Annotated in this window: 10 protein-coding genes; 4 read left to right on the top strand and 6 right to left on the bottom strand. The window is 66.6% G+C overall.

Annotation, left to right across the window (positions count from 1 at the left end):
- Positions 1 to 87: 87 nt before the first annotated feature.
- The 3 genes from QA639_RS39005 to QA639_RS38995 are packed head-to-tail and all read left to right on the top strand — an operon-like array spanning position 88 to position 3,165.
- A complete protein-coding gene (locus QA639_RS39005; protein WP_050385915.1) occupies positions 88 to 1,014 on the top strand; it encodes a DMT family transporter in 927 nt (308 codons plus the stop codon).
- Positions 1,011 to 1,775: an MBL fold metallo-hydrolase gene (locus tag QA639_RS39000; protein WP_050385916.1), complete on the top strand. Its 765-nt coding sequence runs from the start codon at positions 1,011 to 1,013 to the stop codon at positions 1,773 to 1,775. The genes QA639_RS39005 and QA639_RS39000 overlap by 4 nt, the downstream gene beginning before the upstream one ends.
- Positions 1,776 to 1,833: 58 nt before the next feature.
- Positions 1,834 to 3,165 (top strand): NRAMP family divalent metal transporter, encoded by a 1,332-nt coding sequence (locus QA639_RS38995; RefSeq protein ID WP_283088721.1) that lies wholly within the window; start codon positions 1,834 to 1,836, stop codon positions 3,163 to 3,165.
- A 14-nt stretch (positions 3,166 to 3,179) separates the two neighbouring features.
- On the opposite strand, the gene QA639_RS38990 is transcribed toward QA639_RS38995, so the two are convergent.
- Positions 3,180 to 3,671 carry an Lrp/AsnC family transcriptional regulator gene (locus QA639_RS38990; RefSeq protein WP_028334605.1) on the bottom strand — a complete coding sequence of 164 codons (492 nt, stop codon included), beginning with the start codon at positions 3,669 to 3,671 and terminating at the stop codon, positions 3,180 to 3,182.
- Between the two features lie 147 nt (positions 3,672 to 3,818).
- Between QA639_RS38990 and QA639_RS38985 the strand changes: the two genes are divergently transcribed.
- Positions 3,819 to 5,129 carry an aspartate aminotransferase family protein gene (locus tag QA639_RS38985; RefSeq protein ID WP_038377556.1) on the top strand — a complete coding sequence of 437 codons (1,311 nt, stop codon included), beginning with the start codon at positions 3,819 to 3,821 and terminating at the stop codon, positions 5,127 to 5,129.
- Position 5,130: 1 nt separating this feature from the next.
- Here the strand turns inward: QA639_RS38985 and QA639_RS38980 are convergent, their stop codons facing one another.
- The 5 genes from QA639_RS38980 to QA639_RS38960 form a co-directional block, all read right to left on the bottom strand.
- Positions 5,131 to 5,913 carry a TIGR02186 family protein gene (locus QA639_RS38980; protein WP_028334607.1) on the bottom strand — a complete coding sequence of 261 codons (783 nt, stop codon included), beginning with the start codon at positions 5,911 to 5,913 and terminating at the stop codon, positions 5,131 to 5,133.
- Positions 5,910 to 6,839, bottom strand: a complete 930-nt coding sequence (locus QA639_RS38975; protein ID WP_028334608.1) for a sulfite exporter TauE/SafE family protein — start codon at positions 6,837 to 6,839, stop codon at positions 5,910 to 5,912. The genes QA639_RS38980 and QA639_RS38975 overlap by 4 nt, the downstream gene beginning before the upstream one ends.
- A gap of 347 nt (positions 6,840 to 7,186) precedes the next feature.
- A complete protein-coding gene (locus QA639_RS38970; RefSeq protein WP_157347274.1) occupies positions 7,187 to 8,029 on the bottom strand; it encodes a COG3904 family protein in 843 nt (280 codons plus the stop codon).
- A gap of 214 nt (positions 8,030 to 8,243) precedes the next feature.
- Complete coding sequence (locus tag QA639_RS38965) at positions 8,244 to 11,795, bottom strand: hypothetical protein (RefSeq protein WP_283088719.1); 3,552 nt, start codon at positions 11,793 to 11,795, stop codon at positions 8,244 to 8,246.
- A gap of 360 nt (positions 11,796 to 12,155) precedes the next feature.
- Positions 12,156 to 12,743 carry a PadR family transcriptional regulator gene (locus QA639_RS38960; protein WP_050385920.1) on the bottom strand — a complete coding sequence of 196 codons (588 nt, stop codon included), beginning with the start codon at positions 12,741 to 12,743 and terminating at the stop codon, positions 12,156 to 12,158.
- Positions 12,744 to 12,863 lie beyond the last annotated feature (120 nt).

Genomic DNA, 12,863 nt, shown 5'->3' with positions numbered 1-12,863 from the left:
TTTATAAATCAACTGCATGCCAGTCTATCATTTAATTTCCAAATATCAAGGCGTGGGCCTAGATCATGACCGAAGGAGAATTCGCCCATGTCCGCCGCAACCTCGATGGCCGCCCCGCGCGCCCGCTTCAACACCCTGCCGCTGCTGATCGCCCTGTTCTGCCTGCTCTGGAGCTACGCGTTCATCGCCGGCAAGATCGGCGTCACCGATTGCCCGCCGCTGATCCTGCTGGCCGCGCGGTTTTCGCTCGCCGGGGTTCTGATCCTCGCCATCTCCTGGCTGCGCCGCGACCAATGGGATCTCACCTGGCGCGATGCGGCGGTGTTCGCAGTGCTCGGCGTCGCCAACAACGCGCTCTATCTCGGCCTCGGCTATACCGGCCTGAAGACGGTCTCCGCCGGACTCGGCGCGCTGATCGTCTCGGCCAATCCGGTGTTCACCGCCATGCTGGCGGCGCTGTTCCTCGGTGAGAGCATGACCTTGCGCAAGGTGATTGGTCTCGTGCTCGGCATCGTCGGCGTCGCCTTCATCGTCTGGCATCGCATGTCGGTCGGATCGGACAGCCCGCATGGCATCCTGTTCACGCTGGCCTCGCTCGCCTCGATCGTCGCCGGCACCGTGCTGTTCAAGCTGCTGGCACCGAAGGGCAGCCTGTGGATCGGCAACGGCATCCAGAACATCGCCGGCGGCCTTGCGGTGATGCCGTTCGCCTTCGCGCTCTCCAGCGTCAGCGACATCGTGCCCAGCATGCGGCTTGCCGGCGCCTTCACCTTCCTCGTGCTCGGCGGCTCGATCCTTGCCTATCTGCTCTGGTTTCATCTGCTGAAAGTGTGTGGCGCGACCGCCGCAAGCGCCTATCACTTCCTGATGCCGCCGCTCGGCATGCTGTTCGCCTACCTCGTGCTCGGCGAGCATGTCGAATTTCGCGACCTGCTCGGGATCGTTCCGGTGGCGCTCGGCATTTACCTGGTGACCCGCCCGGCAGCCGCCGCGGCCAACAGGAGTATGTCGTGAGCATCACCATCACGCTGGTCGGAGGCCCCACCGCCCTGATCGAGATCGACGGGTTCCGCCTGCTCACCGATCCGACCTTCGATGCGCCCGGCGAGTATCGATTGCCGCATGTGAAACTGGAGAAGCTGACGGGCCCCGCGCTCGGCGCGCGCGATGTTGGCGCGATCGATGCGGTGCTGCTGAGCCACGACCAGCATTCCGACAATCTCGACCATTCCGGCCGGGATTTCCTCAAAGGCGCGAGGCGCGTGCTGACGACGGAGGCCGGCGCCAGGCGGCTCGGCGGCAACGCCGAGGGCTTTGCACCCTGGGCCTCGACCGAGTTGCAGAAGGGCGGCCGGACGCTCACCATCACCGCGACGCCGGCGCGGCACGGACCGGCCGGGATCGAGCCGTTGTCCGGCGACGTCATCGGCTTCGTCGTGCAGCCGGCAAAACCGGGCCGTCCGGTCTATGTCAGCGGCGACACCACCTGGTTCGACGGCGTCGCCGAGGTTGCGCGGCGTTTCGACTGCTGCGTGGTGCTGCCGTTCGCAGGCGCAGCGCAAACCCGCGGCCCCTTCCATCTCACCATGGACACCAATGACGCGATCGAGACCGCGCGCGCCTTTGCGGACGCGGTGATCGTGCCGGTTCATACCGACGGCTGGGCGCATTTCCGGCAGAGCGCGAGCGACCTGCGCGCGAGCTTCGATACGCTCGGCTTCGGCCGCCGTCTGCGCATCCTCGAGCCCGGCATCGCCACGGTCATCGAGCCGTAGGTTTCGTCCCAGGAACCTTGCCGGTATCCGGCTCGTTGTCAGACGGCTGGAACCGGACATGACGCGGCAAGGGACGATCCCACCACACGACAAACATGACGATGCGCCGGCGGCGAAGCCCCGGCGACAGCCGTTCAGTTTCAGCCGCGTCCTGAAGACGCTCGGACCCGGGCTGATCACCGGCGCTTCCGACGACGACCCTTCGGGGATCGGCACCTACAGCCAGGCCGGCGCGCAACTCGGCTACGGCATCGGCTGGACCATGCTGCTGACGTTTCCGCTGATGAGCGCGATCCAGGAGATCTCGGCGCGCGTCGGCCGCGTCACCGGGCATGGAATCGCGGGCAATGTATGCCGGCATTATCCGGGCTGGCTGCTCGCCGTCGTGGTGGCGCTGCTGTCGATTGCCAACACCATCAACATCGCGGCCGACCTCTCGGCCATGGCCGATGCCACAAAGCTCCTGATCGGCGGTCCGGCCATCCTCTATGTGGTGCTGTTCGGCGTCACCTCGGTGGCCGCGCAGATCTTCATGAACTACCGGCGCTACGTCGCTATCCTGAAATGGCTGACGCTCAGCCTGTTCGCCTACGTCGCGGCGCTCGCCTTTGCCAAGGTGTCGTGGATGCAGGCGCTGGCCGGCGTGCTGCTGCCGCGCATCAGCTGGAGCGCCGACTATTTCACGACCATCGTTGCGATCCTCGGCACCACGATCTCGCCCTATCTGTTCTTCTGGCAGGCCTCGCAGGAGGCGGAGGAGCAGCGGGTCGATGTCGCCAAGCATCCGCTGATCGAGCGGCATTACGGGGCCCGGCGCGAATTCTCGCGCATCCGTGCCGATACCATCACGGGCATGGCGTTTTCGAACCTGATTGCATTGTCGATCATCGTCACCGCCGCCGCATCGCTGCATGCCACCGGCAAGACCGATATCCAGACCTCGGCGCAGGCCGCCGAGGCGCTGCGCCCGATCGCCGGGCCGTTTGCCGAGGTGATCTTCGCGCTCGGCATCGTCGGCACCGGCCTATTGGCGATCCCGGTGCTCGCAGGTGCGACGGCCTATGCGGTCGGCGAGGGCCGGCGATGGCGGGTTGGGCTGACGCGCAGGCCGAAGGAGGCGATCGCGTTCTATTCGGTGCTGGCGCTGTCGGGCGGCATCGGCATCGCGCTCAACTTCACGCCGATCGATCCGATCGCGGCGCTGTACTGGAGCGCGGTCGTCAACGGCGTGCTCGCGGTGCCCGTGATGGTGCTGTTGATGTTCATGGCCCGCCGCCGGGACGTCATGGACCGCTTTGTGGTCGGCGGCTGGCTGTACTGGCTCGGCTGGCTCTCGACCGGCGCGATGGCGCTCAGCGTGATCGCGATGGGGATCGGCTTCCTGCTGTAGCTTGTTCGAACTCCTCAGCCCTCGCCGAACAGCGAGCTATCGATCTTGGTCGTCGATTTGACCTTTCGCAGGATGATCGTCGTGCGATAGCTCGCGATATCGCTGTCCGGATGCATGAGGCGGTCGAGGATGAACGATTGATAGCGCGCGAGGTCCGAGGACACGATCCGTAGCGAGTAATCCCAATCGCCGGCAATCATGCAGCATTCGACGACCTCCGGAAGGGCGATCACCTTCTTCTCGAAGCGCGCGAAGGATTCCCTGTTCTGTTGCTTGAGACGGACCTCGACGATCACGTCGAACCCGAGTCCAACCCGCGTCGGGTCCACCAGCGCCACATAGGAGTTGATGACGCCGGCCTCTTCGAGGGTGCGAACGCGTCGCATGCAGGGGGCGGACGAGAGGCCGATCCGTTCGGCCAGCTCGAGATTCGTGATGCGCCCCTCGACCTGCAGCACGTCGAGGATCTTCCGGTCGATCTCGTCGATCACGATCGTGGTTCCCATTTCTTTCGCATTTTCGATCTTTTACGCAATTGATTGCAGAAGAAGGGCTGAAATGCATCTCAAATCGCAATGTCATTGCCCTCCCGCGCGCATAAGATGTGATGCGAGGGTTCTTTGATCGCTGCGACCGAGCAGCAAGGAGCGGGCATGGCCGGAAATAACGACAAATCCTTTTGGGATCGCGCGCGGCGGCACCTCATTCGCTACGGTGGGACGTTCGCTCCCGTCATCATCGAGCGCGCCTCCGGGTCCTTCGTCTATGACGCCGACGGCCGGGCCATCCTGGATTTCACGTCCGGACAGATGAGCGCCGTGCTCGGTCATGGTCACCCGGAGATCGTCCAGACCATCACCGAGCATGCCGAACGGCTCGACCATCTCTTCAGTGGCATGCTGACGCGCCCAGTCGTCGCGCTGGCCGAACAGCTTGCGGGCCTGCTGCCGCCGGCGCTTGATCGCGTCATGCTGCTCAGCACGGGCGGCGAGTCGAACGAGGCGGCCATCAAGATGGCCAAGCTCGCCACCGGCGGCTTCGAGACCGTCGCGTTCGCGCAGTCCTGGCACGGAATGACGTCTGGCGCGGCCGGAACGACCTATTCGGCCGGCCGCAAGGGTTATGGTCCGGCGCCGGTCGGCTCGCTCGCGATCCCGACGCCGAACCCCTATCGCCCGCGCTTCGGCAATGCGGCTGATTGGCGGGCCGAGCTGGCCTACGCCTTCGATCTGATCGATCGCCAATCGACCGGCTCGCTTGCCTGCATGATCGCCGAGCCGATCCTCAGCTCCGGCGGGCTGATCGATCTACCCGAAGGCTACCTTGCCGAGCTGAAAGAGCTGTGCCGGGTACGCGGCATGCTGCTGATCGTCGATGAAGCCCAGACCGGCCTCGGTCGAACCGGCGCCATGTTCGCTTTCGAGCGCGACGGCGTCGTGCCTGATATCCTGACCTTGTCGAAGACGCTCGGCGCCGGCCTGCCTCTGGCCGCGGTCATCACCTCCGCCGAGATCGAAGAGCGGTGCCATGAACGTGGCTTCCTGTTCTACACGACACATGTGTCGGACCCGATGCCGGCCGCGGTCGGGCTGAAGGTCATCGAGATCATCCTGCGCGACCGATTGGTCGAGCGCGCCAGGATCGCGGGCACGCGGCTCAGGGATGGGCTCCTCGCGCTTCAGAACCGGTTCGAATGCATCGGTGACGTGCGCGGCAGGGGGCTGATGCAGGGCATCGAGATCGTGCGCGACCGTTACAGCAAGGAGCCTGACGAAGCGCTTGGAACGCGTGTCTCTCAGCGCTGCATGCAGCTTGGACTGAGCACCAACATCGTTCAGTTGCCCGGCATGGGCAGCGTATTCCGCATCGCCCCGCCGCTGACAATCAGCGACGACGAGATCGATCTTGGCCTCTCGATCCTCAGCGACGCGTTCGAAAGCGCATTGCAAAGCAGGGCTGGCTAGATCAATCCTTGCGGAACACGATTGAGGCCATCCAGCCGGTCATCAGCGCCATGAACGCGGTGATCAGGCCGTAGACAAGGCCGTTATGCCGCGCAGTGGTGGCGACGAATTGCTCGAAGCCGACCTTGACGATCTCGAACGCGGTCTCGGCCTTGGTCACCAGCGCGCCGTCGGAAAACAGCTTGATCTCGACATTATAGGTGCCGATCGGCACCTCCGCCGGCAGCGGAATGCCGGTGCGGAACAGGGTCGGGGTCAGGAAGGTCACCGCCGAGGTCGCCTCACGGTACAGCCCGTGCTCGGAGCGCAGCCGCACGAAGGCGCTGCGGAACGGGTCGTTCGGCACCACGTCGGCATAGTCGGGCCCGACCCGCTGCATCAGCAGCACGTTGTTGAGCCCGAGCTGCTGCCGCCGCTGCACCTCGGGCGAGGCGATCTGGTCGAACGGGCGATTCGAGAACAGCGCGAGATAGCCCGGCACCTGCAGGAACTGGCGCGAGTCGGTGTTGATCCAGATGCCGAACTTGCGCTCCTTGCGCCGCGTCACCATGTCGGCGCGCGGGCCGGACACCGTGACGACGAGATCGTAATTGCTGCGATTGGCCGGCGTCTTGTCGTCCTTCTCGACCGAGCCGAACAGCACGAGCTCGCCGCCGGAATAGTTCGGCGTCACCGTGACGCGGTGGTTGGAGACCGACACGATCAGCCGTTCGGCATGAGCGGGCGCGGCCGCCAGGCTGGCTGCGACGAGGCTGATGATCGCGAGCGACGCGCGCAGCCTCATGGCGGGGCTCCGCCGGTTTCGCGGATGCTGAACAGGTCCTGCGGCCGGATCACCAGTTCGACCGCAAAGCGAATGCCGACCGCGAGCACGAGCAGGCCGAGCAGCAGGCGCAGATGCTCGCCGCGGATCTTCTGGCCGGCGCGGGCGCCGAACTGCGCACCGGTGACGCCGCCGACCATCAGGATCAGCGCCAGCACGGCGTCGACCAGATGGTTGGTCACCGCGTGCAGCATGGTTGCGAACACCATGGTGACGAGGGTGAGCACCATCGAAGTGCCGATCACGGTGGAGGTCGGCACCCGCAGCACATAGATCATCAGCGGCACCAGGATGAAGCCGCCGCCGATCCCCATCACTGCGCCGATGAAGCCGATCGCGAGCCCGACCACGACCACCGGGATGACCGAGAGGTAGATCTTGGAGCGCTTGAAGCGCAGCTTCAGCGGCAGGCCGTGGATCCAGCCATGGCTGCCGGGCTTGCGCAGCGTGACGGGGCGGCCGCCGCGGGCGCGCAGCATCGCGCGCAGGCCTTCCCAGAACATCAGCCCGCCGACCGTCGTCAGCAGGATGACGTAGGACAGCGCGATCATCAGGTCGAGCTGGCCGAGCGAGCGCAGGAAGGTGAAGGTCCACACCCCGAGCGTGGTGCCGAGCGTGCCTCCGATCAGCAGCACCGCCGCCAGCAGCGGGTCGATCGCGCGTCTGCGCCAATAGGAAATGGCACCGGAGAACGAGGAGGCCGCGATGTGGCTGGCGACGGAGGCGACCGCGACCGCGGGCGCGATGCCGACGAAGATCAGCAGCGGCGTCATCAGGAAGCCGCCGCCGATGCCGAACATGCCGGAGACGAATCCAACCGCCGCGCCCATCGCCAGGATGAGGAAGACATTGACCGGAATGTCGGCGATCGGGAGATAGAGCTGCACGCGCGTCGCTTCTTGTCGGTTCGCCGCGAACTCGGCACAGGGCCGCATTACGGCGTGATGTCGTTCTGGTCGGGCATTCTCCGGCTGAACGAATCCGGTCGGCGCGCAAGACGCAGGCGAACGCGGGTCGATTGCCGCGTTCTTGCATAACCGAATTCGGCAGGGGGAGGGACTAAAGAATCCACCCCGGGGGGCATTTTTCGCCGCATCTGGCCGCCGTGCTGCGGACGTGGTTGATGATTCAGATTAATGACGCCCGTGTCGCCTTGTTTGAGCATGATTTCCGCGCAAACGCGTTCCGCGTTTGTCGCGAGGGAAAACCGCTCCGCACTTTTCCGGATCATGCTTTAGGGCCGATCGACAGGCCTGGTGATCAGGTTCAGCGCGAGCGCTTCGTTGGGGTTCAGCCAGCGGATATCGGAGGTTTGCGACATCGCCTCGACGATCGCGGAGGAGACGCCCATCTTGGTCATGTAGCCCAGCACCATGCCCTGGATGCGTTGCGCCTCGGCGAGGGGATCGCTGACCGGCGCGCTCGTCGTGAAGCGATGCACGCCGAGCCGTGAGCCCGCGATGCCATAGCGGGTCTGGCCGCCGGCATAGACCAGGACGCAAGCGCTGGCGCAGGACGCGGGGCGGAGCTTGCCCGAGGCATCGGCGGTGGCGACCGCGGTGACGAGCCCGCGCGTGCGGATGACCTCGCCCATGATGGCGGCCTGGTTCAGCGCGCCGCCGGGCGACGACAGCAGCACGACGTCGCCTGGTGCGAGACGCGCCTCGCTGAGCCGGTCGCGGAACCAGCTCGCGCTGGCCGAGCCGATCTTGCCGCTGATCGCAAGCGCCCGCCGTCCGCGGCCCGATCCATCGATGTCGACGTCGGGAATCACCGCGGACGTCATGCTGGCCGCGATGTAGGTCTCGCGCCAGAAGTCCCAGGCGCCCGGCGTCGACAGGTCCCGGTAAGCCTGGATGGCGACGCTCGACAACAGCAGCACGAAGATGATGATGGACCAGAGCGAGAACCGGAAGGCGCGGGGCGGCGATGCCACGTTCTCTTGGGGCGTCGGCGGAGGCGGGGCTGAGGGGCGCCGGGCAAATGGAGACGGCGCCTGCCGCGGCGGCGCAACGCGGGGACCGGTCGGCGACGAACGGTGGCCCGTTCCATCATCCTGGCGATCGTCGACAGACAAGCCTGACCCTCCGGGACGTACGCCGACGGCGCGGAACTGCGCGCCTGTCTACACGGCCGAAGGCCGGAGGTATAGGACAGCGGCGCCGTCAAGGCGCCGCAGCCGTCTCGAACCTAAAGCGCGATGAGATTAGGTTGAATCGTCATCGCGCCTTAGCTCTTTGTTTGAGCATGATCTTTTCGGAAAACCGCTTCGCACTTTTCCGGATCATGCTTTAGTGAGCTGGAGCGGCGAGCGCCGCAGTCCGCTTCGAGGGTTGCTTGACCGGTTTCGCCGCTGCGGGCTGCGCGGCCGCGCCATCCCAGCCGCCGGCGGGCGCCGGCACGTTGACCGCATCGCTCGGCTGCGGCTCGGCGGTGAAGGTCTGGATCGCCAGCTTCGCTGCGGCCAGCGACTGCGGATCGAGCCGCTTGGCAATATCGTCGCGCTTGTGGCCGGCGTCGGCGTCGCCCTGCGCGGCCGCGAGGCTGAACCACTTGAAGGACTCGGCGAGGTTCTGTTCGACACCGATGCCGCGGGCATAGAGGATGCCGAGATTGACCTGGCTGTCGGCAACGCCGCGATCGGCCGCCTTGCGGAACCACTGCGCGGCGCTCTTGTAGTCGGCGCCCTTGCCGCCGCCATCGGCGTCGAGCACGGCGAGATTGTGCATCGCCTTGGCGTTGCCGCGCTCGGCGGCCTGCACGTAGTAGCGTCGCGCCACATCGAAGTCGCGCTTCACGCTGAGGCCCTTCTCGTAGAAGGTGCCGAGCCGGAACATCGCGGGCACCACGCCGGCCTGCGCCGCGCGGGCATACCATTTGGCGGCTTCGTCGACATTGGCGGTCACGCCCTTGCCCTCGGCAAAGCGGACGCCGACTTCATAGGCCGCGGCCGCATCGCCCTTGATCGCGGCGCTGCGCAGCGCCGGACCACCGATTGCATCGGGCAGCTTCTCGCCCGCCGGGATCTGGACCATGACGAGCTTGCCGCCGAGCGGCGGTGCGGTCGGAATCGTGCCGGTGACGTCGTTGGCGGCGGCCGTTGGCGCCGCGGTCGGCTCAGGCGCGACGGCGGGTGCGGGCGCGATTGCCGGTGGGATCGTCACCTGCGCGCTGTCGAGCGTGTTCGGCGCCGGAGTATTGTTGGACTGGCGGCCGAGCGGGGTCGGCGAGGTCATCGACGGCCCGGGCACGCCAGACGGCGCAGCCGGGGCGGGCGCGAAGGAATTCTCGGCAGGCGGCTGCATGGGCGGCGTGGCCGGCTCGCTATGCTCGATCGCCGGCACCCGCGGCGCGGAGCTGGTGTCGAGCAGGTTCATCGCCATCTTGGCGGTTGAGAGCAGGATCACGACCACGCTCGCGCCGACCAGCAGCGAACGGATCTTGGAGGTGATGGTCGAAGGCTGTGCCTCCGGCGCGCCAGTCGCCGGCGCGCCGGCCGCAACCGTGCCGGCCTTGGCGGCAGCCGCCTTCGCGGCCTTGTCGGCCTTCTCCTTGGCCTTGGCTGCAGCCTTGCTCGCGGCGCGCGCCGCCTTCTCGTTGACGGGTTGCGCGGCAGCGGCCTGCGCGGCGCGGCGCGCGGCGGCGATGAAGCTCGATGTCGAGACCGGCTCCTTCTTGCCGGCGGGAAGATCGCTGATCGCGCGCTCGGAATCCGCGATCCGCTCCGACGGCGAAGCGACGCGGCCGGAGGGGCGTGTGCCCGGTTCGAGCGGATGATCCGGCGGCAGTTCCGGCGCGATCGCGGCACGAGCGGACGCCGCATGCGGCTCGAGGATCTCGCTGATCGCGCGCGGCGGCAGCGGCGGCGGCGGCGCCGCGCTCTCGACCGGCTGCGCGGCATGGAATTCGCGCGGCGCGGACATGAAGTGCTCCTGCGCCAGCGCAGGATTGGGCAATTCGGGCCTGTACGAGTCAGGCTTGTACGCTTCAGCTTTGGGCTGCGCGATCGGCTGCGACATCGCCGCCCGCGGCATTTCCATCCGCGGAGCTTCCATCCGCGACTCGGCCGGCGCGGGAGCAGGCGGCGCGGTGCGCACGGTACGCAGATCGTTCTCGATCATCGCGAGACGATCGACGACATGGCCGAGCGTGTTGTGAACGGTCTCCAGCGAATCCTGGGTGCGGCGGTCAGTCTCCGACTGGCTGAAGCGGATGTCGGACAGCTCGCGCTTCACCATGTCGACGATGCCGCTGTCCATCATCGGCTGCGGCGAGGACGTGCTGACGTTGCGGGCGGCGTCGGCAAGCGAGGCGATGTGGGCGTGCTGCGCCTCGAGGTGCCGCATGATGTCATGCAGCGCTTCCTCGACCCGGCCGAGATTGCCGGAGCGCTGGTCGGCGGACTCCAGGCGCTCGAGCAGATAGGAGACGCGCTGCTCGAGATGGGTGAATGCCGACGAACTGTCGTTGCCGACCTGCAGGCGGTCGATCCGCTCCGACAGCGAGCGCAGGGCGCCTTCGATGGCATCGGTGTTGTCATTGCCGGCCGGCCGCTCGCGGGTCTCCAGCGTCGAGGCCAATGCGGCAATGCGTTGCTCGATCCCGGCGAAGGCATCGCCATGGCTCTCGGCGCGCGACATTTGCGACAGCTGGTCGACCTTCGCGGCCAGGGCATGCACGTCCCCGGAGAGCTGCAGCAGCGCGTCGTTGGAGGCGACGTTGGAGACGATGGCGCGCAACGCGGCGATCGCGCTCTCGAGCTGATGCACCGTCGACGGATCGTCGTTGGCGCGCAGGATCATGTCGAGCTTGGCGCCGAGATTGCGGATCGCCTCGTCGTAGCCGGTGAGCTGCTCGGCGGGCGTGAGCGTGCGCAGCGCCTCGCGGATTTCCGACAGCGCACGTTCGATGCCGGCGATCGCCTGGCCCTGGCCGTTGCGGCCCTCCTGGCGGAGCTCATCGATCCGGTGATGCAACGAGCGGATCTCGTTCTCGATCGACTCGATCGCCCGGCGCGGCATCGCCTCGGTGATCGCCTGGCGGATCTCCGCAAGCTCGCCGCGGAAGGCCGCGATCGACTGCTCGATATGGTCGGGCCGCTGCAGCGCCTCGATCTGGCTCGTGATCTTGAGCAGATGACGCTCGAGCGAGGAGAAGTCGGGTCCGGCCGGCGCAGCCGGCGGCGGCGCATAGGCGGCCATCGGCGGCGCCGATTGCGGCATCGGCGGCGCACCGCGCGGCGGCATCTGCCGTTGTGCCGACACGTCGAGCTCGTTCTGGCGCGCGGCGATCTCCGCGATCGCGAAATCGAACGAGGCCGGGCTCAGTGGCGGCGAGGGGCGATAGACCTGGGCTGCGGCGCGCTCGACCGCTTCCGCCTGGCGCAGCCTCTCCTCCAGTTGCCGGTCGTGCATCTGCGGCTCGCGCTGCATCTGCGATTCACGCATCGGCTGTGGCTGCGGTTCGCGCGCCGGCTGCGGCCGCGAAATTTGCGACAGCCGGGCATCGAGGCGCGAGATCGCATCGTTCAGCTGCCGCGCGACGGCGGGCTGGCCGCGCGGGACTTCGGCGCGCACCGCTTCGGCGCGCGTCAGAGGCTTTGCAATCTGTTCGATCTGCCTGGTGATGGCGTCGAGCCGCTGGTGGATATCTGCGACCTCGCGGCTTTCCCGGCTCGGCATCGGCTGCCGTTGCTCCATGCGCCAATCCGGCGGGCTCGGTTCACCGATGGTGGAGTTGAGCCAGTCGTTCAGCGACATCCCGGCGCGGCGCGCAGCCGCCTCGGCCCTGTCGCGGACGGAGGGATCGATGCCGTCAACACTCCACGATACGCGCGAATTCATGATTCCGTCCGGTCCCGACTCCGGCGCTACACCCTGCGCCCGCAGCCTCCCCGCGCATTCCCGTTAAGAGACAATCGAATTCTGCGCCGGGCGTCTGCCTCAGCTGCTGACTTTTTCCCGTCACGGTAAATAACGGGTTAAGGAATGCGGCCGACGGGCGCTAAAGTTAGGGAATCCGGGAACCTGTTGCGCCGGATCAGGACAGCGACTTGTGTCGCCGCCAAATTTCTCCTTCCCCCTGAAAGGGGGAAGGTCGGGATGGGGGTTTGCCGCGGGCGACGCTGTATGTGGAGCGAGCGGATCCCCACCCGCTTTGCTCTGGCGAGCAAAGCGACCCCCGTTTCAAGGGGAGGTGGGTGCCTAGCCGTTGCTTTCGCGCTTGCCGTCGTCGAGCGGCAGCACGTTGCTGCGGCCGGACATTGCCGAGAGCGCGTCGAGCGCCTCGCCGCACCATTCCACCACCATGTGCTCATGGCGCATGCCGAGGCGCAGACTGAGCATCTTGCCGACATCGGCCGGCGGCGCGGTGCCGTCGGGAAAGCGCTTGTTGAGCAGGCGCTCATAGCGCTCATAGCGGTCGCGGTGATGCTCCAGCCGCGCCATCAGGTCGGTGCGCAACGGCTCGATGTCGACGCAGTCGAGCGCATAGAGCCGGACCAGAAGGTCATCCTTGATCGAGGGCGGCACGCTCGGCCGCGCCGCCCAGTGCTTCAGCGCCGCGCGGCCTTCGGCGGTCAGGGTATAGACCAGCTTGTTGGGCTTGCCGGACTGCACCACCTCGCGGCCCTGGACATGGCCTTTGTCGCGCAGCCGCGAGAGCTCCCGGTAGATCTGCTGATGGTCGGCCTTCCAGAAGAAGCCGATCGAGGCATCGAACGTCTTGGCGAGCTCATAGCCCGTCATCGGACGTTCCGTGAGGCATGCGAGGATTGCGTCACCGAGTGCCAACGCCCACCTCCATCTCAGTTCCCAAGACGAACATTCTCAAGCTCGCTTGACTTTATGCGTTAGTGTGCATATGCGTCAATATGCATATGGTGATCGGCGTGCCGCCCTGTCGCGCGCGGC

The sequence above is a fragment of the Bradyrhizobium pachyrhizi genome (genome assembly GCF_029714545.1).
In the GTDB taxonomy this organism is placed as follows: Bacteria; Pseudomonadota; Alphaproteobacteria; order Rhizobiales; family Xanthobacteraceae; genus Bradyrhizobium; species Bradyrhizobium pachyrhizi.
Note: the sequence above shows the minus strand (reverse complement) of the source record. Positions and strands in the feature narration are given on the sequence as shown.

What these genes read in the sequence shown, in the direction of transcription:
- QA639_RS39005 (WP_050385915.1), top strand. Translation starts at nt 88, where the DNA reads ATGTCCGCCGCAACCTCGATGGCCGCCCCGCGCGCCCGCTTCAACACC.
- QA639_RS38995 (WP_283088721.1), top strand. Translation starts at nt 1,834, where the DNA reads ATGACGCGGCAAGGGACGATCCCACCACACGACAAACATGACGATGCG.
- QA639_RS38990 (WP_028334605.1), bottom strand. Translation starts at nt 3,671, where the DNA reads ATGGGAACCACGATCGTGATCGACGAGATCGACCGGAAGATCCTCGAC.
- QA639_RS38985 (WP_038377556.1), top strand. Translation starts at nt 3,819, where the DNA reads ATGGCCGGAAATAACGACAAATCCTTTTGGGATCGCGCGCGGCGGCAC.
- QA639_RS38980 (WP_028334607.1), bottom strand. Translation starts at nt 5,913, where the DNA reads ATGAGGCTGCGCGCGTCGCTCGCGATCATCAGCCTCGTCGCAGCCAGC.
- QA639_RS38965 (WP_283088719.1), bottom strand. Translation starts at nt 11,795, where the DNA reads ATGAATTCGCGCGTATCGTGGAGTGTTGACGGCATCGATCCCTCCGTC.